General features: G+C 69.2%; 19 protein-coding genes. 12 read left to right on the top strand and 7 right to left on the bottom strand.

The window, feature by feature from the left end; all coding sequences use genetic code 11:
- Positions 1-95: 95 nt before the first annotated feature.
- From LGM42_RS13690 to LGM42_RS33220, 3 genes are all read right to left on the bottom strand, one after another.
- On the bottom strand, positions 96-746 hold the full coding sequence (locus LGM42_RS13690; RefSeq protein ID WP_226232447.1) for a histone acetyltransferase: 651 nt from the start codon (positions 744-746) through the stop codon (positions 96-98).
- A gap of 576 nt (positions 747-1,322) precedes the next feature.
- Positions 1,323-2,606, bottom strand: coding sequence for an isoprenylcysteine carboxylmethyltransferase family protein (locus tag LGM42_RS13695; RefSeq protein WP_226232448.1), 1,284 nt, complete (start codon positions 2,604-2,606; stop codon positions 1,323-1,325).
- A gap of 127 nt (positions 2,607-2,733) precedes the next feature.
- Positions 2,734-4,008 carry a collagen-like triple helix repeat-containing protein gene (locus LGM42_RS33220; protein ID WP_226232449.1) on the bottom strand — a complete coding sequence of 425 codons (1,275 nt, stop codon included), beginning with the start codon at positions 4,006-4,008 and terminating at the stop codon, positions 2,734-2,736.
- On the opposite strand from LGM42_RS33220, the gene LGM42_RS33225 reads away from it, so the two are divergent.
- Together LGM42_RS33225 and LGM42_RS13710 are read left to right on the top strand one after the other, a co-directional pair.
- Entirely contained in the window at positions 3,902-4,921 is a 1,020-nt protein-coding gene (locus LGM42_RS33225) for a highly repetitive protein (protein ID WP_226232481.1), read from the top strand. The two genes, LGM42_RS33220 and LGM42_RS33225, sit on opposite strands and share 107 nt — an antisense overlap.
- A 243-nt stretch (positions 4,922-5,164) precedes the next feature.
- Positions 5,165-5,563, top strand: coding sequence for a carboxymuconolactone decarboxylase family protein (locus LGM42_RS13710; protein ID WP_059580213.1), 399 nt, complete (start codon positions 5,165-5,167; stop codon positions 5,561-5,563).
- Positions 5,564-5,626: 63 nt separating this feature from the next.
- Here the strand turns inward: LGM42_RS13710 and LGM42_RS13715 are convergent, their stop codons facing one another.
- The 3 genes from LGM42_RS13715 to LGM42_RS13725 are packed head-to-tail and all read right to left on the bottom strand — an operon-like array spanning position 5,627 to position 9,100.
- Complete coding sequence (locus tag LGM42_RS13715; protein ID WP_226232450.1) at positions 5,627-6,610, bottom strand: alpha/beta fold hydrolase; 984 nt, start codon at positions 6,608-6,610, stop codon at positions 5,627-5,629.
- 7 nt (positions 6,611-6,617) lie between these two features.
- A complete protein-coding gene (locus tag LGM42_RS13720) occupies positions 6,618-8,201 on the bottom strand; it encodes a flavin-containing monooxygenase (protein ID WP_226232451.1) in 1,584 nt (527 codons plus the stop codon).
- Positions 8,198-9,100, bottom strand: a complete 903-nt coding sequence (locus LGM42_RS13725; protein WP_226232452.1) for an SDR family NAD(P)-dependent oxidoreductase — start codon at positions 9,098-9,100, stop codon at positions 8,198-8,200. The genes LGM42_RS13720 and LGM42_RS13725 overlap by 4 nt, the downstream gene beginning before the upstream one ends.
- Positions 9,101-9,188: 88 nt before the next feature.
- Between LGM42_RS13725 and LGM42_RS13730 the strand changes: the two genes are divergently transcribed.
- The 3 genes from LGM42_RS13730 (at position 9,189) to LGM42_RS13740 (ending at position 10,534) form a co-directional block, all read left to right on the top strand.
- Positions 9,189-9,845, top strand: a complete 657-nt coding sequence (locus LGM42_RS13730) for a TetR/AcrR family transcriptional regulator (protein ID WP_226232453.1) — start codon at positions 9,189-9,191, stop codon at positions 9,843-9,845.
- 90 nt (positions 9,846-9,935) lie between these two features.
- Positions 9,936-10,208: a type II toxin-antitoxin system Phd/YefM family antitoxin gene (locus LGM42_RS13735; RefSeq protein ID WP_050014516.1), complete on the top strand. Its 273-nt coding sequence runs from the start codon at positions 9,936-9,938 to the stop codon at positions 10,206-10,208.
- Positions 10,205-10,534, top strand: a complete 330-nt coding sequence (locus tag LGM42_RS13740; RefSeq protein ID WP_050014473.1) for a type II toxin-antitoxin system RelE/ParE family toxin — start codon at positions 10,205-10,207, stop codon at positions 10,532-10,534. Before LGM42_RS13735 ends, LGM42_RS13740 begins: the two co-directional genes overlap by 4 nt.
- Before the next feature lie 24 nt (positions 10,535-10,558).
- Here LGM42_RS13740 and LGM42_RS13745 read toward each other — a convergent pair whose 3' ends face one another.
- The gene (locus LGM42_RS13745; RefSeq protein WP_226232454.1) at positions 10,559-11,518 is read right to left on the bottom strand and encodes a LysR family transcriptional regulator; all 960 of its coding nucleotides are present in this window, start codon (positions 11,516-11,518) and stop codon (positions 10,559-10,561) included.
- Between the two features lie 126 nt (positions 11,519-11,644).
- Between LGM42_RS13745 and LGM42_RS13750 the strand changes: the two genes are divergently transcribed.
- The 7 genes from LGM42_RS13750 (at position 11,645) to LGM42_RS13780 (ending at position 21,027) form a co-directional block, all read left to right on the top strand.
- Complete coding sequence (locus tag LGM42_RS13750) at positions 11,645-12,289, top strand: glutathione S-transferase family protein (RefSeq protein ID WP_059580227.1); 645 nt, start codon at positions 11,645-11,647, stop codon at positions 12,287-12,289.
- Positions 12,290-12,325: 36 nt separating this feature from the next.
- Positions 12,326-14,398 (top strand): pyridoxamine 5'-phosphate oxidase family protein, encoded by a 2,073-nt coding sequence (locus LGM42_RS13755; protein ID WP_226232455.1) that lies wholly within the window; start codon positions 12,326-12,328, stop codon positions 14,396-14,398.
- A 121-nt stretch (positions 14,399-14,519) separates the two neighbouring features.
- Entirely contained in the window at positions 14,520-14,723 is a 204-nt protein-coding gene (locus LGM42_RS13760; protein ID WP_006486164.1) for a DUF2970 domain-containing protein, read from the top strand.
- Positions 14,724-15,333: 610 nt separating this feature from the next.
- A complete protein-coding gene (locus LGM42_RS13765) occupies positions 15,334-17,559 on the top strand; it encodes a TonB-dependent siderophore receptor (RefSeq protein WP_226232456.1) in 2,226 nt (741 codons plus the stop codon).
- A gap of 59 nt (positions 17,560-17,618) precedes the next feature.
- Positions 17,619-18,230 carry a nicotinamide riboside transporter PnuC gene (gene pnuC, locus LGM42_RS13770; protein WP_226232457.1) on the top strand — a complete coding sequence of 204 codons (612 nt, stop codon included), beginning with the start codon at positions 17,619-17,621 and terminating at the stop codon, positions 18,228-18,230.
- A 35-nt stretch (positions 18,231-18,265) separates the two neighbouring features.
- Positions 18,266-19,474 carry a phosphotransferase enzyme family protein gene (locus tag LGM42_RS13775; RefSeq protein WP_226232458.1) on the top strand — a complete coding sequence of 403 codons (1,209 nt, stop codon included), beginning with the start codon at positions 18,266-18,268 and terminating at the stop codon, positions 19,472-19,474.
- A gap of 242 nt (positions 19,475-19,716) precedes the next feature.
- Positions 19,717-21,027: a TolC family protein gene (locus LGM42_RS13780; protein ID WP_226232459.1), complete on the top strand. Its 1,311-nt coding sequence runs from the start codon at positions 19,717-19,719 to the stop codon at positions 21,025-21,027.
- The last annotated feature ends 10 nt before the right edge of the window (positions 21,028-21,037 follow it).

A 21,037-nucleotide genomic window follows, 5' to 3' on the forward strand; every position in this document is an offset into this window, starting at 1 on the left:
GGCGTTGGGGCGTCGATCGCCGCGCGTAGCGCGTGCAATGCTTCGACCCGTGCCGATATCGCGCGTGCGTTCGACGTCGGTGCGGGGATCGAGCGTCATCGAAGGGCGTTTCGATTGGCGGGTTGAGCCCGCGCGTCGCGCGGATCCGACGGATTATCGCATCGGCGTTCGGGCCATGTATCGCTCATCCCGGCCGCCTGCGCGAACGTGTCGAGCGCCCAGCCTTTCCCGAGCAACAGCCGCCGCGTGTGCAGCGCGCCGTGCACGTCGTCGGCAACGGTCTCGCCGAGATAACGCAGCGCGCGGCCTTCGACATCGACGAAACCATGCCGGTAGTCCTGCGCGAGCGCCGTCCACAGCCGCGCGGCGCCGACCGACTGGCGCGCGCCGCTGATCAGGCACAGGCCCGCGTCGAGCCCCCAGCGGTACAGCGTCGTCGCGAGGCCCTGGCGTTGCGCCGAGCTGCGCAGCCGTGTGTGCGGCGCGCGCAGGTAGCGGTCGGCGCGGCGCGGGATTTCGGGAAGCCGGTTGAACACCGTATAGCCGGCGAGCTGCCGGGCCGACGGATCCTCGACGTACAGGAAGTATTCGCCGTCCGCTTCGCGATGGCGCACGATCAGGCCCGAGCGGCCGAGCGCGACGCCCGGCAGCCCGTGCAGGCGATGCCCCGGCTGGTGGAGACGTTCATAAAGGGTGTCGAGTTCGTCGTCGATGTCGTGCTGGGAATGCTGTACGTCGATACGCATGGCAAAAGGCGCCCGTCCCGGGCGCATCGAGAAAGAAGTTCATGGCAACGGGGAAACGGAAATGAAAGCGGCCCCCGGGCTCGGCGAAGCGAGCCGGGGCCGCGAATCAGCTGGGGATGTGCTGGAAACCGGCGGCGATCGCGGCGAGGCCCGCGATGCAGAGTGCGAACAGGATCAGGACTTTGTGGATCACGCCTCTTTCCTCATGAACGCGCGGCGCCGAACGGGCGGCATCGCGGAGACGGTGAGCGGCGGGCACGGCCCGCGCGGCCGCCGCGCGGGGCGACGGTCGGGTGTCCGGCGACGGATCGTACGCGGACGGCCAGCACCATACGCGACGCGTCGGGAGCGGGCAATCGGACGGGTGGAGAAAAGCGACGAAAAGCGGAGAATCGCCGTGTTTCGCGACAATTGGCCGCATGGGGCGCGTTCAGACGTGCGGAGATCCACGCGAAAGCGCATCGTCGAGCGCTGGACGGCGCATGTGGAAAGTGTCGCGGCCTGTGCGAAGCCCGCGACCACTTGGCATCCGCGCGAGCAACCGGAGCGGCATGAACTGCCGCCCCGGCCGCGCCGTCACACCGCCTGCCGCCCGCCAAACGCGTGCCTGACCCGCGCGAACAAGCCGTGTTGCGCGATCCATTCGGCATACGCGCGATAGTCGGGATCGCGCATCAGGTGGCGCTCTTCCGTTTTCGCGCGCGTGTAGTAGATCAGGTTGACGGCGACGAGCCCGGCGCAGTGCATGAGCCCGATCTGCCAGCCGAGCGGCTCGACGAACGGCACCGACACCATCCAGTACGACAGGTTCTTCGTGATGTACGCGGGATGCTTCGTGAAGCGATACGGGCCCGACGTGATGATCCCGCGGTTGGTGAGGTTCGAGAACCGCAGTCCGAACGAGATCGTACACAGCGCGTAGGTCAGCAGCAGCAGGATGATCACCGTGCCCCAGATCACGCGCAGCGTCGGCGCCGACAGCAGCCAGTTGTCCCAGAACATCGAGCCTTCGTAGCGGATGTAGTTGTTCGAGATCAGCGACCAGAACGGCTGATAGCAGATCAGCGCGGCGACCCAGCCGAGCGTCGTCGGCTCGACGGTGCGCACGTGGCTGTCGAGGATGCGGAACGTGCACAGGTAGCCGACGGTGCCGAACATCAGGTCCATCGTGAACGACAGGTCGTACATGAACACGAAGGTCGCGATCGTCATCGGCGCATGCATCGCGTTCGCGAGCGACGCGCTCAGGTGATCGGCGTCCTTCGACAGGTAGACGGTCATCAGCGGCAGGAAAAACGCCTTCACGCCCCAGCCGGCCAGCATCTCGCGCACCGGCTTCCAGCTCGCGGGCCGCTCGCGGCGAAACAGGAAGCGGCCCCACAGCAGGTACGCGTCGTCGGTTTCGCGCTGGTGGCGGTCCATCCACGCGAAGTAGAACGGTGCGGCGACGATCACGTACGGCGCGAGCGAGCGGAGCAGCGACCAGAACGGCAGGTAGAACGCGCCGTGGTATTCGGGCAGCAGCCAGTAGAGGAGGCCGATGCCCGCGTAGATCGACGTCAGCGCGCCGAGCCGCGTCGCGACGCGCGCGACGCTCAGCGGCCGGACGACCTGCCGTGACAGCCCAGCGCTCGGACGCAGGTAGACGCGCGAGATGAAGAGTTCGTGCAGCGCGATCGTGCCGATGATCGCGAGGCTGGCGACGACCGCGCGTGTCGCCGCGTCGAGGGCAGGGTGGTCGCGCGTGATCCACAGCGCGAAGAGCCCGGCCGCGATGCCGAGCAGGCCGGCGCGGAATGGCGTGGCGGAACGGGGTGGGCGGTCCGGAGCGGCGACGATGCCGTCGAGCGTCGAGTTCATGATCGGATCCTCGTAGGGATGAGGGCCGGCGCCCCCGCTTGGCGGGTGACGCCGGCCGTCGGCCGGGCTGTTTATGGATGCGCGCCCGGCCATTGGCCTGTCGTTCTGATACGTGATGCGTCGAGGCTTACTTCTTGGTGCCGGCGCCGAGCAGACCGCCGAGCAGGTTGGTGACCGGCGACAGCAGGTTGCCGGTGCCGCTGGCGGCGCCGCCGCTCGTGCTGCCGGTCAGGCCGGTCACCACGGAGCCGCTGCCGCCCGGCGTCGTCACGGTGCCCGTCGCGCCGCCGGGGCTGACCGTGCCGACGGCGCCGGCCGCGCCGGCCGGCGTGCCCAGCGCACCCGTGAGCGTGCCGACCGGGCCGCTCGTCAGCACCCCGCCGAGCGTGCCGGACAGGTTGCCGCCCGGTGTCGTGACGGTGCCGGTGAGGCTCGCGCCGAGCGGCGTCAGCGAGTTGACGAGGTTGGTGACCGGCGCGAGCAGGCCGCCGAGACCCGCGCCGCTCGTGCCACTCGTCCCGCTGGTGCCGCTGGTGCCGCTCGAGCCGATGCTGCCGAGCGCACCCGTCACCGTGCCGAGCAGGCCGGTGATCGGAGCGAGCGGGCCGCCACTGGTACCGCTGGTGCCGCCCGACCCGCTCGAACTGCTGCCGCCGCCGAGTGCGCCCGTCAGCGAACCGAGCACGCCCGTGATCGGGGCGAGCGGATTGGTGCCGCTGCTGGAACTGCCGCTGGACAGCAGGCCGCCGGCCGACGCCACCGTGTTACCGAGCTGGGACACGCTGTTCCCGGCGCTCGTGCCGACCGGGTTGCCGGTTGCGCCGCCGACCTGCGAACCGGCCAGGCCGAGGCCGCTGCCGAGCGTGTTCAGCAGGCCGCTGAGCGGGGCGCCGAGCAACGTGGCGTTGCCGAGCGTTTGCGTGACACCCGGCGTCGTGACGCCGCCGGTCAGCGTGTTCGTGATCGGGTTGATCACGCTGCCGAGTTGCGTCTCGATTTGCTGCACCGGCGCGCTGTTCAGCGCCGTGTTCAGCGCCGATGCGGTCGAGTTGACCGCGGTGCCGACCGTGTTGACGAGACTGCCGACCAGGGTCGTCGCCGGCGCGAGCGGCGACAGCGGACCGGTGCCGAGGCTCGTCACGGCATTGCCGAGGCTGTTGACCGCACCGCCGGTGCCGGTCAGCAGGCCGGTGGTCGACGTGATCGTCGGGCCGAGCGGGTTCGGCGACACGCCGATCGAGCCCAGGCCGGCTGCGACGCCGTTGCCGAGCGATTGCACGCCGTTGCCGAGGCTGCTGACTGCATTGCCGACGCTGGTGGCCGTCGTCGGGTTCGTGCCGGGGATCTGCACGCCGCCGATCTGGGTGCCGCCGTTCACGACCGTCGTGCCGAGCGCCGTCACGAGGTTGCCGGATTTCTGGAGGACGTTGCCGAGCGGGGTGACGCTGGTGCCGGAGGTGCCGGAGGTGCCGGAAGTACCCGAGGTGCCGGAAGTACCCGAGGTGCCGGAAGTACCCGAGGTGCCGGAAGTGCCCGAAGTGCCCGAAGTGCCGGAAGTGCCGGAAGTGCCGGAAGTGCCGGAAGTGCCGGAAGTACCCGAGGTGCCGGAAGTACCCGACGTGCCGGAGGTGCCCGACGTGCCGGAGGTGCCCGACGTGCCGGAAGTGCCCGAAGTGCCCGACGTGCCCGACGTGCCGGAAGTGCCGGAAGTGCCCGACGTGCCGGAAGTACCCGAGGTGCCGGAGGTGCCCGAGGTACCGGAAGTACCCGAAGTGCCGGAAGTGCCGGAAGTGCCGGAAGTACCGGAAGTACCGGAAGTGCCGGAAGTGCCGGAAGTGCCGGAAGTGCCGGAAGTACCCGAAGTGCCGGAAGTACCCGAGGTGCCCGAAGTACCCGAAGTACCCGAAGTACCCGAAGTACCCGAAGTACCCGAAGTACCCGAAGTGCCCGAAGTGCCCGAAGTACCCGAAGTACCCGACGTGCCGGAAGTACCCGAAGTACCCGAACTCCCGCCGCCCGATGTCCCCGACGAGCCGCCGCCCGACGTACCCGAAGTCCCCGAACTGCCGCTCGTCCCGGACGTGCTCGGCTTGATCGTCGGCGGGGTCGTCGGTCCGTCGACCGAACCGCAGCCGTACAGCGCGAGCAGCGACGAGACGGCCATCGTTACCGTCGTCTTCTTGAAGAGAGTGTGCATGTTGGCCTCGACATTGGAAGTGTGTCCCAGGCCTTCACTGCAAATTCCGCGCCACGACAGGTTTCGCGAAACGGTGTCGCGATTTATTGCGGAAACCGCGAATATCGACGCGATTTAAACGGAGGAATGGCGGTTTCGCGCGACAGGCGCGTGCGGCGCGCGCACGTCGCGGCTGCGATGTTCCCGTCAGGCGCCGTAACGCGCTCCCGGATGTTACGTAGCGTTCGGCCGCCCGTTACGCGACCGGCCGCGAACCGAGCGCCGCATCTTTGACGAAACGCGCGCCTCGCCCGAACATGGCGCGACATCTTCCGGCCGCCGGCGACGCCGAAGCGGTCCCGACTCCAACCAGGACATCGACATGAGCGAACAGGACAGGGAATACGGCAAGGCGCGGCGGATCGACGTGATGGGCGAGGCGTTCGTCGAGCGCGCGATGCGCGACCTCGACGGATTTTCGCGCCCGTTGCAGGACTGGCTGAACGAGCATGCGTGGGGCAGCACGTGGCAGCGCGGCGGGATCGACCTGAAGACGCGCAGCCTGTGCACGTGCGCGATGCTGGCGGCGCTAGGCCGCGGCACGGAGCTGAAGGGCCATGTTCGCGGCGCGCTCAACAACGGCGCGAGCCTCGTCGAGATCCGCGAGGTATTGCTGCACAGCGCGTTGTACGCAGGGGCGCCTGCCGCGGTCGAGGCGTTTCGCAACGCGCGCGAGGTGATCGCCGATCTCGGGCTGTCGATACCCGACGACGGAGCCTGAACCCGATGCGGCGCCGGCTGCCCGGCACGGCATCGGAATCCGGCCCTGCGTCGCCGCCGCGACCTACGCGATGCGCACCGGCTGCGCGGCGACGTCGACCGGCGCGGCGGCGACTTCGAGCAACCAGTCGGCCGTCGCTTCGGGAAGCGTGACCGGCAGCATGTGCCCGCCTTCGACGACCTTCAGCCGCACGCGCGCCGATTTCTGCGCGAGCGCGTCGCCGTGCTCGCGCCAGTTCAGGATCGGATCGGCACGGCCGTACAGCACGTCGACCGGCAGCGCGAGTTCCGGATAGCGGCGCTCCATCGCGGGCAGATCGACGGGCGCCGACAGCAGGTCCGTCGCCGTCGCGTAGAACACGTGCGGGCGCATCCCGAGCAGGCCGCCGCCCTTGACCGGGAAGTCGCGCGGTACGTCCTCCGGCGCGAACACCTGGCGTACGGCCTTGCGCCCGGTCAGGATCGTCAGCGGAATCGCGAAGGTCCACGACACGAAACGGCGCACGAGCGGCGACGGCAGCATCAGCGGCTTGAACGGCGCGGGCGGTTCGGTCTGCTCGTGCGACAGCGGCGCGATCAGCGCGAGCCGGCTCACGCGGTCCGCATGGTTGAGGCCGACCGCGAGCGCGATCGCGCCGCCGAGCGAGTGGCCGACCAGCACCGGCTTGTCGAGTTTCAGCGCGTCGATGAACGCGGCGACCGTGCGGGCCTGCGCGAACACGTTCGCCTGCGAGGCCGCGCCGCGCAGCGAGCGGCCGGCGCCGGGCCGGTCGATCAGGATCACGCGATGCTGCTGCGCGAGCCGCGCGAGCGGCAGGTACGCGAAATTGCGCCATTGCCCCGCGAGCCCGTGGACGAACACGATCGGCGGGCCGTTGCCGTATTCGACGTAGTGGATGCGGTCGCCGTCGATGTCGACGAAGCGGCCTTCAGGCGGAAACGCGCGCGTCACGCGACGGGCCACGTAAGCGGAAAACAGCGCGAGCGCGGCGAGCACCGCGACGACGCCGAGCAGTACGTTCTGGATCAGATGGAGCGTAGGGGTCATGTCGGCCTCAGCGGGTTTCGAGTGCGGGTTCGGTAGCCGGCGCGGTGGCGGCCGGGCCGGTTGTGGCGCGGCGTTCGAAATGCATCGCGGAATCGGCGAGCGCGCTGAATTTCAGCGACGCGAGATCGAGCACGTAGTTCTGGTGGAACTTCCACGGCTTGCGGCGCCCCTGCTTCGGCAGGATGCCGGCCGCGCGCTGGATGTAGCCGGAGCTCAGGTTGACCGCCGGCACGTCGCCGAGGTCGCCGGCGCCGAGCCGCGGCACGCACGTGTCGTACCCGTTCGCGCGCATGTGGTTGAGCAGCCGGCACACGTAGCGCGCGATCAGCTCGGCCTTCAGCGTCCACGACGCATTCGTGTAGCCGAACGACGACGCGAGGTTCGGCACGTCGCTGTACATCATGCCCTTGTACGACACCGTCTCCGGCAAATCGACCACGCGGCCGTCGACCGTCACGCGCGCGCCGCCGAGCATCTTCACCTTCAGCCCGGTCGCGGTGACGATCACGTCCGCGTCGAGCTGCTGGCCGCTCTTCAGCCGGAGGCCGGTCGGCGTGAAGCGCTCGATCTCGTCGGTGACGATCGACGCGCGGCCCGCGCGGATCGCCTTGAACAGGTCGCCGTTCGGCACGAGGCACACGCGCTGGTCCCACGGCATGTAGCGCGGCGTCAGGTGCTTCGCGACGTCGAAGTCGGGGCCGAGCTGCTTGCGGGCCGCGCGGATGATGAACTTCTTCGTCTGCTCGGGCTTGCGGCGCGACACGTTGTACAGGTACATCGTGAGCAGTACGTTCTTCACGCGCACCAGCCGGTGCGCGAGCCGCGACGGCAGCACGCGGCGCAGCGCGTTCGCGATCCGGTCGCGCGCGGGCAGCGACACGATGTAGGTCGGCGAGCGCTGCAGCATCGTCACGTGCCGCGCGTCGGCCGCCATCGACGGCACGAGCGTCACGGCCGTCGCGCCGCTGCCGATCACGACCACGCGCCGGTTCGCGTACGACAGATCCTTCGGCCAGTGCTGCGGATGCACGAGCTTGCCCTCGAACGTGTCCATGCCGGCCCAGTCGGGCAGGTAGCCTGCGTCGTAGTCGTAGTAGCCGCTGCACATGAACAGGAAGCGGCAGGTGTAGACGAGCGTGTCGGTCGCGCCGTCCCGCGTGCGCTCGATGCGTACCGTCCAGCGCGCGCGGCTCGAATCCCAGTCGGCCGCGACGACCTTCCGGCCGTAGCGGATCGTCTTGTCGATGCCGTAGGTGCGCGCGGTGTCGCGGATGTAGTCGAGGATCGTCTGGCCGTCGGAGATCGCCTTGTCGCTGTGCCACGGGCGGAAGCTGTAGCCGAGCGTGAACATGTCGGAATCCGAACGAACGCCCGGATAGCGGAACAGGTCCCAGGTGCCGCCGATCGCGTCGCGCGCCTCGACGATCGCCACGCTCGCATGCGGGCAGCGCTGCTTCAGGTGATACGCGGCACCGATGCCGGACAGGCCTGCGCCGACGATCAGCACGTCGAGGTCGCGGTTTTCGTCACTGTCGCGGCGGGCGTCGGGGGCGGGCGGCGCGTCGCGCCGGTCGGTCGTCGTCGAGATCATGCGGGGTCCTGGGTCGGCGTGGTCGGGCGCGCGGCCGGAGCGTGCGCGCGTGCGAGGTTGCGGGTGCGGGCGCGGCGCACATGGCGCAGCATCAGCCACTGGTAACCGGCGCCGAGCAGCCGCGCGATCCGGTCGAGCCGGCGCGCGTCGGCGCCGACCAGCACGCGGCGCGCATTGCGCTCGACGCCTGCGAGGATCTGCCGCGCGGCCTCGTCGGCCGTCGTCGCGTTGATCAGGCGGTTGGCCTGGCGGCGATGGGTCGCTTCGTCCTGGCCCGTCAGCGCGTGGATGCTGGTGTCGACACGGCCAGCATCGACGATGCGCGTCGCGACGCCGCCCGGATGCACGCAGGTCGCGCTCACCGGCGCGCCGTCGAGTTCGAGTTCCATCCGCAGTGCCTCGGTGAAGCCGCGCACCGCGAACTTGGTCGCGTTGTATGCGCTTTGCGTGGGCATCGCGACGAGCCCGAACAGGCTCGACGTGTTGACGACGTGGCCGTCGCCCGACGCGCGCAGATGCGGCAGGAACGCCTGCGTGCCGTGTACGACGCCCCAGAAATTGATGCCGACGATCCATTCGAGATCGGCGAGACGCGCGGTCTCGGCGCTGGCGGCCAGCGACACGCCCGCATTGTTGAAGATCAGGTTGACCTTGCCGTGCTCGGCGCGCACGAAATCGGCCCACGCGAACATCGCGTCGCGGTCGGCGACGTCGAGCCGCCGCGTGCTCACGCGCACGCCGTGCCGTGCGCAGGCGGCCGCCGTGCCGGCGAGGCCGGCTTCGCTGACGTCGGCGAGCGCGACCTCGCAGCCGCGCCGCGCGAGTTCGACCGCGAGGCTGCGGCCCATGCCCGAACCGGCGCCGGTGATCGCGGCGACCTTGCCGGAAAATCCCTTCATCCGTCGTTCCTCCCGTTCCGCTTGCGCTATACCGGCGGCGCATCTATTGTGGTGTTGTTCGTCACCACTTTAGTTTTCGGGTGCCCTGATGTCAAATAGCGGAATGGAGAAAGCACTCGAAACGGAAAAAAGGGGCCGGGCGTATGGCGGCGTGGCGCCCGAGGTGCGGGCCGCCGAGCGGCGCGACGCGTTGATCCGCGCGGCGACGCGCGTGTTCGGCACGGTGGGTTTTCGCAAGGCGACCGTGCGGTCGATCTGCCAGGAAGCGAAGCTCAACGATCGCTATTTCTATGCGGCCTTCGACAGCACCGAGGATTTGCTGCGCTGCACCTACCTGCATCACGCGCAGCAGTTGCATGACGCGGTCGCGCAGGCGGTCGCCGCGCGCGGCGGCGATCTGCGGGAGCGCGTCGACGCGGGGCTCGCGGCGTTCTTCGCGTTTTTGCGCGACCCGTGCGCGGCGCGCGTGCTGCTGCTCGAGGTGATGGGCGTGAGCGCGGATACCGACATGACGTATCAGCGCATGCTGATCGACTTCGGCAAGCTGATCATGGCGATTGGCGCGCCGGGCGAGGCCGCGACGCCTGGCGAGCGCAGTGAGCAGCGGCTGATCGGGCTCGCGCTGGTGGGCGCAATGACGAACGTCGGCGCGGCGTGGCTGCTGACCGACTATCGCGATCCGGAGGCACTGATGATTTCCAGTTGCAGGAAGGTGCTGCTGGGGACGTTGCAGGCGCGCGACTAGGGACGCGCGGGAAAACGGGGCTCATTGGCCGGACGAGACCAAATTCGGACTATAATCAGTCTTGTTATGGACTGGCACAGGACGTGTTCCATGAAATTCTCTACCCAGGTCAAGCCCATCAGCTATCTCAAGAGCCACGCCGCCGATATCGTCAGGGACATCTCGGAAAGCCGCGAGCCGATGCTGATTACCCAGAACGGAGAGGCGAAGCTCGTTGTCATGGACGTCAAGTCGTATGAGGAGCATGAAGAGACGCTTGCGCTTCTTCGGCTGCTTGCACTCGGCAATCGGGAGATCGAGCAGGGCCACTTCCGTCCAGTCGAGGATGTCTTTGCGGACCTCGACAAGGACGACGATCAATGACACTGCGGGTTGTCGTTCTTCGTTCGGCGGAAGAAGATCTGAAGAGGTTGAAGCGCTATCTCGTATCGAATTTCGGTTCGGCTACCTGGCAAACGAGCTACCGGCAGATCAAGGACGCCATTGCATCGATTCGCGCTTTTCCGAATCACGGCAGGATTCCTGATGAACTCGCGAATATCAGCCTCGGTCAGTATCGCGAAGTCATTGCCGGAATGAACCGCATCATTTATGACGTGCGAGGCGACACCATTCACGTGCATATCGTTTGCGATACGCGCAGGGATCTGAAGTCCTTGCTGATGAGGCGGCTTGTGGTCGCTCATTGAGCGCGATCGCCATTCTTCCTCGTTTCACGATCCCGCCCTCCGTGGTTTCGAACTTGCGCGCCGCGTAATCGGTGCCGCCGCCGTCACCCCGAGCCTCGCCTTCATCGCATCGACAAACGCCCGCACCTTCGGCGAAGGCAGCCGCGTCGACGGATACACCGCATGGATCCCGGCCGGCGCCGTGCGCCAACCCGGCAGCAGCCGCACGAGCCGACCGGCCGCGACGTCGTCCGCGGTCGAGAAATCCGTCAGCAGCCCGAAGCCGCCGCCCGCGAGCACGATCGCGCGGCATGCGGTCGCGGTGTTCGACACGACCGGCGCGACGCAGCGCACCGACGCGCGGCCGCCCCGCACGTCATCGAGTTCGAGCGTATGCGGGCGCGGCAGCGACGACAACATCACGAACGGCAGCGCGGCGAGTGCATCGGGATCGCGCGGCAGCCCGTGTCGCGCGACGAACGCCGGGCTCGCGACCAGCCATTTCTCGTAGGTGCCGAGCTGCACCGCGCGATAGTTGGAATCGGCGAGACGGCCGATGCGGATCGCGACGTCGAGGTTGTCCGCGACGAGATCGACGACGCGGTCGTTCGCGACGAGTTCGACCGCGAGCGCCGGATGCCGGTCGCGCAGCGCGACCACGGCCGGCGCGACGACCAGCGCGCCGTAGTCGATGGGCACGCTCACGCGCAGCGTGCCGCGCAGCGGCCCGGCGTCGGACGACACCGCGTCGAGCGCGGCTTCGGTGGCGCGCACGATGTCGCGACACGCGTCGTAGAACACGCGTCCGGCGTCGGTCACGCTCAGCCGCCGCGTCGTGCGCACCAGCAGATTCGCGCCGACCTCGGATTCGAGGCGCTGCATGTGCGTGCTGACGACCGTCTTCGCAAGGCCGAGCCGCTCGGCCGCGGCCGTCAGCGAGCCGGCCTCCACCACCGCGACGAAGATCGCCAGCCGGTTCAGGTTCACGTCGCGCAGATCGGCCATCGTCGATTGTCCTATGCAAGCGGATAATGTTTCCGCGATTATCCGTCTTCTGGCGACGAACGGCGAGCGCTACGCTGGAGCCGTTCGTCGCCGATTCCCGGCGACGCGAGATTCCGGAGTGTTTCCATGTCTGCCGCCAGCAAGCCTGCCTCGCCGATCCGCGTTTATTCGTTCCTGTTGTCCGGGCACGCGCACCGTGTCCGGTTGTTCCTGTCGCTGCTCGGGTTGCCGTCGAAGACCATCGACGTCGATCTCGCGGCCGGCGCGCAACGCGAACCGGCGTTTCTCGCGTTGAATCCGCTCGGGCAGGTGCCGGTGATCGACGATGGCGGCACCGTGATCGCCGATTCGAACGCGATCCTCGTGTATCTCGCGAAGCGCTACGGCGACGCACACTGGCTGCCGGACGACGCGGTCGGCGCGGCCGTCGTGCAGCGCTGGCTGTCGTACGCGGCCGGCCCGATCGCGTCGGGCCCCGCGGCCGCGCGGCTCGTGACCGTGTTCGGCGCGCAACTCGACGCGGAAGCGGCCAAGCGTACGGCCGCGAAGGTGCTCGACGTGATCGATCGCGAGCTGGCCGGCAAGCCGTTCGCGGCCGGCGCGCAGCCGACGATCGCGGACGTCGCCGCGTACACGTACATCGCGCACGCACCGGAAGGCGGCGTGTCGCTCGAACCGTATCCGCACGTGCGCGCGTGGCTGGCGCGTATCGAGGCGCTGCCGGGTTTCGTCGCGATGCCGACGACGCGCGCGGGCCTGCTCGCCGCGTAACGCCTGCCGCCAACGCATCTGTCCACGGAGAACGAGATGAACGCGCCGACCGCCGTCGTACCGGGGTGGGAACTCGATACCGCGCCGTTTCACGCGGGCGAGCTTGCCGTGCAGCAGCGCGCAGGCGTGGCGGACGCGGCGGGCGCGGCCGGCCGGCGCGGGATCCGGCGCTTCATGCCGGACCAGCACCGGACGTTCTTCGCGCAACTGCCGTTCTTCGTGCTCGGCGGCGTCGATGCGCACGGCCAGCCGTGGGCGACGCTGCGGGCCGGTGCGCCGGGTTTCGTCACGTCGCCGGACGCGCGCACGCTGCGCATCGCGGCGCCCGCGCTGCCGGGCGATCCGCTCGCCGGCGCATGGCGCGCGGGCGCGCCGCTCGGCGGGCTCGGCATCGAATTCGATACGCGGCGGCGCAATCGCGTGAACGGCGTCGTGCGCGCGGTCGACGGCGATGCGCTGACGATCGCGGTCGAGCAGAGCTTCGGCAACTGCGCGAAATACATCCAGGGCCGCAAGCCGACTTTCGTCGCGCGGGAGGTCGGGGCCGCCGTCGCGCCCGACGTGTCGGATGCGCTGAGCGACGCGGATCGCGCGCTGCTCGCGCAGGCCGACACGTTCTTCGTCGCGAGCGCGAACACGTCGGCGCAGGCCGGTGCGGCGCGCGGCGCCGACGTGTCGCATCGCGGCGGGATGCCGGGCTTCGTGCGCGTCGACGATGCGCGCACGCTGACCACGCCGGATTTCAGCGGCAATCGGTTCTTCAACACGCTCGGCAACCTGCGGCACGATCCGGGCGCGGGGCTGCTGTTCATCGATTTCGAAAGCGGCGATTTGCTGTATGTCGCCGCGCACGCGGAGATCGTGTGGGACGGGCCGGTCGTCGCGTCGTTCGACGGCGCGCAGCGCGTCGTGCGGTTTCATGTGCGGGAAGTGCGGCGCGTACGGGCGGTCCTGCCGTTCCGGTGGTCGGCGGTCGAGCGTGCGCCGCAGTTCGCCGCGATGGCGGCGATGGCGGCGGCGTTGAGTCCGGCGCCGGCAACGGTCGGACCGGCGCTGTCCGCGGCCGCGCCGGTAAAGGCGCCCGCATGGCGGCCGCTGCGGATCGCGAAGATCGTCGACGAAGCGCGCGCGATCCGGTCGTTCCATTTCGAACCCGCGGATGGCGGCGCATTGCCTGCGTACGAAGCCGGGCAGCACCTGACGCTGCGCATCGCGCTGCCGGGCAGCGATGCACCGACGATCCGCAGCTACACGCTGTCCGACGCATCGGGCGGCGCGCATTACCGGATCACCGTGAAGCGGGAAGGACGCGCATCGGCGTGGCTGCACGACCACGCGCAGGCCGGCATGACGTTCGATGCGCAGATGCCGCGCGGCCGCTTCACGTTCGATCTCGCGAGCCCGCGGCCGGCCGTGCTCGTGTCGGCCGGTATCGGCATCACGCCGATGGTCGCGATGCTGCGCCGCGCACTGGCCGACGATACGCCGTCGCGCCGCATCGTGTTCGTGCACGGCGCGCGCGAAGCGGCCGACCGGCCGTTCGCCGCCGAACTGGCGCGCATCGCGGCCGCCGATGCACGCATGTCGCTTCACTGGTTCGACAGTCATCCTGACGAACGCTCGGCCGCGCGGGCCGGCCGGATCGACGTCGCGCAACTGAAGCGGCTCCTTTCGTTCGACGATTACGATTTCTACCTGTGCGGGCCGGCGGCGTTCATGCGCGACCTGTACGACGGGCTGCGCGCGCTGAACGTGCCGGACGAGCGCATCCGCTTCGAGGCATTCGGGCCGTCGAGCGTCTCGCGCAGGGCGACCCGCGCGGCTGCCACGCCCGCGGCGGCAGGCGTGCCGGTCGTATTTCGGCGCACGGGGCGCGAGGCCGCGTGGACGCCGGCCGACGGCACGCTGCTCGAATTCGCGGAAGGGCAGCGCGTGAGCGTGCCGTCCGAATGCCGCTCCGGTTCGTGCGGCACGTGCGCGACACGCGTGCTGTCCGGCGCGGTCGACTACGAGCGAGCGCCCGATGCGGCGATCGAACCCGGCTGCGCGCTGCCGTGTGTCGCGCGGCCCGCGCAAGGGGCCAGGGAGCCGCTCGTGCTCGACTGCTGACGCGTGTGCGACATGCCGCCGCAGACCGCCTGCTGCGCGAAAAGCGCGCGCAACTGCTTCTTTTTTCGGATGCCGTCCGGATCGACGATAGCGTCAACCGATTCGATGAAAGGAGCTCATCATGAAACTGCTCGGCATGGTCCGCCTGGTCCTGTGGAGTTTCTTCGGCGTGCGCAACAGCAAGGCGCACGCGACCGATCTCGCGAACGCCAACTTCACGCTGTTGCCGTTCGTCGCGATTTTGCTTGCGCTGCTGGTTGGCGCGGTGATTTACGGCGTCGTGCATCTGGTCGTCGATCCGACCGTGACGATGCAGGGCTTTTGAGCGAACGGCCGGCGAACCGGTAGCGGGCCGCCTTCTCCGCTCCGGTTTCAGGCCGCTCGACCGGCGCATACGACGCCGGCGCCGGAGGCCGGCACGCACGACGCGCATCGCGACCGCATTGCCGCCGTTGTCGCGCTGCCCGAGCCGCTTGTTCCCGTTCCCGCCTTTCCTGTCTCCTGTTCCCCGTTCCGCCCGGTTCCGCGGCCCTTCGCCCCGCCCGGGGTAAAATGCGCGCCACGCCGCGATGTCGCGCGAGCCCGGGCACGCCGCCGTTCCGTTGAACGGCCGGCGCCAGTGTCCGCCGCCCGCACCGGGGCGTTCGAAGCGTCCCCCGCATGACGACCGCGCGATGCAGCCGGCCTTCCGACCCGCCCTCGACGAACCTGTCGGCCGCTGCGTCGGTTCCCGGCGCGTCATCCGAATCCGATGTCCCATCCTGCGTGTTGCCGATCGGTCTGCCCGCTTGCGCGCTGTATCGTCCGGTTCGTCTGATGAATATCGTATCGACGCACGCGTCCGGCGACGGGCGCGGCGGCGTTCGCGGGCGCACGATTTGCAGCTTCGTAACGGTTTTCGACAGGGTCGAGTGGCGAGTTTTCCATCCAGAACAATGACGGTGAATAGAACAACAGCGGCACGCGCACGGCGGCGGCGCGCGACGGTCGGGCTCGGCGTCGGGCTCGGCGTCACGCTTTTCGCGGCGCAGGCCGCCGCGGCTCCGGGCGACACGCCCGCATCGGACGCGGCCGGCAGCGCGACGCTGCCGGCGATCACGGTGAGCGGCGAGCGCGGCCACCCGCTGCGGGCGCGCGAAGCGTCGGTCGCGGGGTTCGACGACGCGCCGCTGCGCGACACGCCCGCGTCGGTGAACGTCATCACGCGTGCGCTGATCGACGATCAGCAGGCGAAGCGCTTGAGCGACGTCTTGCGCAACGATGCGTCGGTCGTCAACGACTATGCGCCGGTCGGCTATTTCGAAGGCTTCGCGATCCGCGGCTTTCCGGTCGATCTCGCGAGCGCGATCCGGATCGACGGGCTGACGGTGTCCGGCGAGCAGAACGTGCCGCTCGAGAACAAGGAGCGCGTCGAGATCCTGAAAGGGCTCGCGGGCATCGACAGCGGCGTCGTCGCGCCGGGCGGCGTGATCAACTTCGTGACGAAGCGCTCCGCGAACGTCGCGAGCGTGACGGGTGGCGTCGACAGCCGCGGCTCGACGTCGGCGGCCGTCGATCTCGGCCGCCGCTTCGGCGCCGACCATCAGTTCGGGTTCCGGATCAATGCGGCGAAGGAGAACATGCACTCCTATATCGACGGCACGAACGGGCGGCGCACGTTCGGGTCGATCGCCGCCGACTGGGACATCAGCCCGCGCGCGAGCCTGCAGATCAACGCCGAATTCCAGCAGTGGATCCAGCGTTCCGCGCCCGGCTACCAGTTGCTCGGCGGCACCGTCGTGCCGTCGGTCAAGACGACGTCGAAAGCGCTCGGCACGCAGCCGTGGGCGAAACCGGTGACGACCGACGCGCTGAACCTGAACGCGCGTTTCGACTATCGGTTCAACGACGACTGGAAGGCGTACATCGCCGCCGGCCGCAGCCGCACGATGATCGACGACAACAGCGCGTTCGCGTACGGCTGTTCGTATGCGGCAAGCTGCGCGGCCGGTGCGACGTCGCCGTTCTTCTTCGGCGCGAACGGCGACTACGACGTGTACGACTTCCGCAGCCCCGGCGAATACCGGCGCAACGACGATCTGCGCGCGGTCACGACGGGCAAGTTCGCGACGGGGCCGCTGCGGCACGAGTTGACGCTCGGCGTAAGCGTGCAGCGCCGCGTCGTGAGCATGGCGGACGCCGTGTACGACTACGTGGGTAGCGAGAATATCTACGGGCCGGACCTGACGTTCCCGCCGTCGCCGAATTCGCCCGGGCCGTCGTATCCACGCCTCGATGCGTGGCAGTACGGCGTGTTCGGGCTCGACCGCATCAGCCTCGGCGAACACTGGCAGGTGCTCGCGGGCGGCAAGGAAGTGCTGCTGCGCCAGCGTAGCTGGAGCAGTCTCGACGGCGAGACGACGCACACCGACCGCTCGGTGTTCCTGCCGCAGGTCGCGCTCGTCTACAAACCGGTGAACGTGCTGTCGCTGTATGCGTCGTACAGCAAGGCGCTGTCGCTCGGCGACCAGGCGCCCGTGCGCGCGACCAACGCGTACGCGTTCCTGCCGCCCGTCGAATCGCACCAGATCGAAGTCGGCGCGAAATACGACTGGCTCGACCGGCTGAGCCTCACGGCCGCCGTGTTCTCGATCAGCAAGCCGTTCCAGTTCGCCGATCCCGACGCGTCGGGATCGTCCTACACGTTCGTGCAGCGCGGTACGCAGCGGCACCAGGGGATCGAACTCGGCGCGGCCGGGCGCGTGACCGAACGATTGGGGCTGACGGCCAGCGTCGCGGCGATTCGCGCCCGCGCATACGATTCGGGGTCGCCGGCCTACGAAGGGCACGAGATCATCAACGTGCCCGCGCTGCGCGCGTCGCTGTATGCGGACTACGCGGTGCCGGGCGTCGCGGGCCTGAACGTGCTCGGCGGCGTGGAGTACAGCGCGGCGCGCAACGCGAACGAGGAGGGCACCGCGCGCGTGCCGTCGTGGTTCGTGTTCAATCTCGGCGCGCGTTATACGACGAAGATCGGCGGCCATCGCACGGTGTTGCGCGTGTCGGTGGACAATCTGTTCAACAAGTTCTACTGGCGCGACGCAGGCGAGCAGCAGGGCGATGCGTACCTGTTCCCGGGTGCGCCGCGCACCGCGCGCGTGTCGTTGACCTATGATTTTTGATCGGCCGGAAACGGGCGCATGACGCGCGGCCCCGGCAGCCCACCAGGAGAGCACGGACGATGTCCCCACTCGAAATCGCCGGCGTGATCGTCAGCGCGCTCGCGATCTGGCTGACCGCGAAGCGGCGCATGCTGTGCTGGCCGGTCGGCCTTGCGTCGGTCGCGCTGTACGGCTGGATCTTCTTCGACGCGAAACTGTACTCGGACATGCTGCTGCAGGGCGCGTTCGCGGTGCTGCAGGTGTACGGCTGGCAGCGCTGGCTCGCGCAGCGGGCGAGCGAGGCCGACGGCAAGGCGGCGCCTGCCGGCGATGTCGCGCCAGTCACCGGCGTGCGCCCGATGCAAATGCTGCCCGACCTGGTCGCGGCCGTCGTCGGCAGCGCGCTGCTCGGCGGGATGATGGCGCGCTGGACCGATGCGGCGCTGCCGTTCGTCGACGCGTCGCTGACCGCGTTCAGCCTCGTCGCGCAATACTGGACCGCGCGGCGCTACATCGCGTCGTGGGGGCTGTGGATCGTCGTGAACGTCGTGTACGTCGGGATGTTCGTGTTCAAGGAGCTGTATCTGACGGCCGGGCTCTATGCGCTGTTCATCGGGCTGGCCGTGGTCGGCTGGCGCGACTGGAGCCGCACGGCCGCGATGCTGCGCGCGAGCGCGAGCCCGGCCGGCTGATTCGCAGCCGATTCAACCACGGAGCTACGTCGTTCATGTCATTTCCCCTCGAACCGGATGCGCCGGCATCGCGTGACGCCGCGCAGGCGCGCGAGGTCGCGCCGCCGCAGTTCGGCGTCGACGGCGAACAGGCCGAACGCGACTGGCCGCTGATCACGCACGACGAAGTCGCGGCCGTGCTCGCGCGGATCGATGGCGCCGGCGCGCCCGCGCGCCTCACGTGGCACAGCCCGCGGCCGTTCTCGGCGGCCGTGCTGGTGCGCACGACCGACGAGCGCGCGCTGTTCGTCAAGCGTCATCATGCGAGCCTGCGCGACGTCGCGGGGCTCGAGGAAGAGCATCGCTTCATCGCGCATCTGCGCGCACACGGCGTGCCGGTGGCGGACGTGCTCGCCGGTCGCGACGGCGCAACCGCGTTCGCATCCGGCGACTGGACGTATGAAGTGCACGTGGTCGCGCCGGGTGTCGACGCGTATCGCGGCGTGATGTCGTGGAAGCCGTTCACGCATCCTTCGCATGCGTATGCGGCCGGCCGCGCGCTCGCCGGGCTGCATCGCGCGTCGGCCGGCTACGATGCGCCGGCGCGGCCGGTTCGCCCGCTGCTGTCGAGTTTTCGCGTGTTGTCGTCGAGCGATCTTGTCGGTGCGCTCGAACGCTGGGTCACGGCGCAACCGTTGCTCGTCAGGGCGCTCGGCGCGCGCGACTGGCGTGGCGACGTGGCCGACGCGATCGGCCCGTATCACGCGCGCCTCGTGCCGCTGCTGCCTGCGTTGCCGCCCCTGTGGACGCATGGCGACTGGCATGCGTCGAACCTGCTGTGGACCGACGCCGGGCCCGGCGCGCAGGTGCGGACCGTGCTCGACTTCGGCTTGTCGGATCGTACTTGCGCCGTGATGGATCTCGCGCTCGCGATCGAGCGCAACACGGTCGACTGGATGGCGCCGGCCGATGCACGGCGCATCGAATACGAGCAGATCGACGCGCTGCTCGACGGCTACGAGTCGCTCGAACCGCTGAGCGACGACGCATACGCAGCGCTGGTCGCGCTGCTGCCGATCGTGCATACGGAGTTCGCGCTGTCGGAAGTCGCGTATTTCGGTTGTATCGTCAACGCGCCCGGTATCGTCGACGTGGCGTACGACGGTTATCTGATCGGGCACGCGAGGTGGTTCGGCGAACGCGACGGGCGGCAGTTGCTGGACTGGCTCGTGCAGCGGCGGCGGGGAAAGCAGCACGTCACCTGATTCGCGCGCGGGGCGTATGGCCTGCGCGTGTCGCATTTCCGAACCTCTGCATTCTTTCGTGCGGCCATCGTGCCGCGCGCTCACCGCATCTTCCTGATCGTCGAGAGGGGACGCCGTCCCCGCACGGCACCGCACGTCTGCGTACGGTTGCGCCCAACATGACGGAAATATCATCTTCGCCTCATGTTCGCACTGCGGCCGGTCCGTAGCATCGGTCGCAAACCGTTACCGCAGAACCGAACATGTTCAAGCTCACCCTCGCCGTGGCCGCCGTCTTCGCGATGGCCGCGACGGCTCATGCGCAGCCATCGCTGTCGCCTGGGCCGGCCACGGCTCCGGCTGCTGCCGCCCCGATCGGCGCACCGCCATCCGACGCACGTCCTGCGTCGTCATTGACGCTTGCCGACGCGCTCGCCGTCGCCGCCCGCAACAACCCGGCGCTGCGCGGCGCGCGCGCGGATGTCGATGCATCGGCCGGCGCGCTGATGCAGGCCGGCGCGCGGCCCAACCCCGAAGTGTCGTTCCTGCAGGAAGGTTTCAGCCGAGCGGAACGCACGTCGACCGCGCTGATCAACCAGACGATCGAACTCGGCGGCAAGCGTCGCGCACGGCTCGACGTCGCGTCGTACGGCAGCGAATCGGCCAGCGCGTCGCTCGACGAGCAGGGCGCGGCTGTGCGCGCCAACGTGATCGCAGCCTTCTACGGGCTGCTCGCCGCGCAGCGTCAGCTTCAGGTGACCGAGGAATCGGCCGCGATCGCCGCGCGCTCCGCGAATCTGGCGGCCCGTCGCGCGCAGGCCGGCAAGGTGTCGCCGGTCGAGGCGACCAAGGCCCGGGTGGCGGCGGCCGGCGTGCAGATCGAAGTCGTGACCGCGCGCGGCCGTGTCGACGTTGCGCGCGAGAAGCTGAACGCGGTGATGGGCGAAGCGCGCAACGCCCCGCTTGCGGTGTTCGGCGACCTCGAAGCCGTACCGTCGGTCGAGCCGCTGTCCGCGCTGACCGCGCGGCTCGACGATGCACCGCTCGCGCGAATCGCGCGTGCCGAAATGCTGCGCTCGAACGCGGCCGTGTCGTTGGAGCGCGCGCGCCGCATCCCGGACGTGACCGTCAGCGCGGGCGTGAAGCGTGTGACCACGGGGGGCGTGCCCGACAACCAGGCGGTGGTCGGCGTGTCGATCCCGATTCCGCTGTTCAACACGAACAAGGGCGCGCTGCTCGAGGCGACGCACAAGGCCGAGCGCGCGAACGCCGATCTCGACCGCGAACGCACGCGGCTGCGGCTCGAACTGACGCAGGCGTACGCGAATTTCGAGGCTGCCGAGCACGAGGCGCAGCGGCTGAAGTCCGACATCCTGCCGGCCGCGCGCGTCGCGCTCGACGCGATGTCGCGCGGCTACGAACTCGGCAAGTTCGGCTTCCTCGACGTGCTCGACGCGCAGCGCACGCTGTTCCAGGGGCAGTCGCAATACGTCCGTGCGCTCGCCGACGCGCATACGGCCCGTGCCGATATCGGCCGGCTCGTCGGCACGCCGCTCACGGTCCGCGCGCAATGAGCGCCCCTCT

It is taken from the genome of Burkholderia sp. AU39826, from assembly GCF_020419965.1.
Taxonomy (GTDB): Bacteria; Pseudomonadota; Gammaproteobacteria; order Burkholderiales; family Burkholderiaceae; genus Burkholderia; species Burkholderia semiarida.

What these genes read in the sequence shown, in the direction of transcription:
- LGM42_RS13690 (WP_226232447.1), bottom strand. Translation starts at nt 746, where the DNA reads ATGCGTATCGACGTACAGCATTCCCAGCACGACATCGACGACGAACTC.
- LGM42_RS13695 (WP_226232448.1), bottom strand. Translation starts at nt 2,606, where the DNA reads ATGAACTCGACGCTCGACGGCATCGTCGCCGCTCCGGACCGCCCACCC.
- LGM42_RS13710 (WP_059580213.1), top strand. Translation starts at nt 5,165, where the DNA reads ATGAGCGAACAGGACAGGGAATACGGCAAGGCGCGGCGGATCGACGTG.
- LGM42_RS13715 (WP_226232450.1), bottom strand. Translation starts at nt 6,610, where the DNA reads ATGACCCCTACGCTCCATCTGATCCAGAACGTACTGCTCGGCGTCGTC.
- LGM42_RS13720 (WP_226232451.1), bottom strand. Translation starts at nt 8,201, where the DNA reads ATGATCTCGACGACGACCGACCGGCGCGACGCGCCGCCCGCCCCCGAC.
- LGM42_RS13725 (WP_226232452.1), bottom strand. Translation starts at nt 9,100, where the DNA reads ATGAAGGGATTTTCCGGCAAGGTCGCCGCGATCACCGGCGCCGGTTCG.
- LGM42_RS13730 (WP_226232453.1), top strand. Translation starts at nt 9,189, where the DNA reads ATGTCAAATAGCGGAATGGAGAAAGCACTCGAAACGGAAAAAAGGGGC.
- LGM42_RS13735 (WP_050014516.1), top strand. Translation starts at nt 9,936, where the DNA reads ATGAAATTCTCTACCCAGGTCAAGCCCATCAGCTATCTCAAGAGCCAC.
- LGM42_RS13740 (WP_050014473.1), top strand. Translation starts at nt 10,205, where the DNA reads ATGACACTGCGGGTTGTCGTTCTTCGTTCGGCGGAAGAAGATCTGAAG.
- LGM42_RS13745 (WP_226232454.1), bottom strand. Translation starts at nt 11,518, where the DNA reads ATGGCCGATCTGCGCGACGTGAACCTGAACCGGCTGGCGATCTTCGTC.
- LGM42_RS13750 (WP_059580227.1), top strand. Translation starts at nt 11,645, where the DNA reads ATGTCTGCCGCCAGCAAGCCTGCCTCGCCGATCCGCGTTTATTCGTTC.
- LGM42_RS13755 (WP_226232455.1), top strand. Translation starts at nt 12,326, where the DNA reads ATGAACGCGCCGACCGCCGTCGTACCGGGGTGGGAACTCGATACCGCG.
- LGM42_RS13760 (WP_006486164.1), top strand. Translation starts at nt 14,520, where the DNA reads ATGAAACTGCTCGGCATGGTCCGCCTGGTCCTGTGGAGTTTCTTCGGC.
- LGM42_RS13765 (WP_226232456.1), top strand. Translation starts at nt 15,334, where the DNA reads ATGACGGTGAATAGAACAACAGCGGCACGCGCACGGCGGCGGCGCGCG.
- pnuC (WP_226232457.1), top strand. Translation starts at nt 17,619, where the DNA reads ATGTCCCCACTCGAAATCGCCGGCGTGATCGTCAGCGCGCTCGCGATC.
- LGM42_RS13775 (WP_226232458.1), top strand. Translation starts at nt 18,266, where the DNA reads ATGTCATTTCCCCTCGAACCGGATGCGCCGGCATCGCGTGACGCCGCG.
- LGM42_RS13780 (WP_226232459.1), top strand. Translation starts at nt 19,717, where the DNA reads ATGTTCAAGCTCACCCTCGCCGTGGCCGCCGTCTTCGCGATGGCCGCG.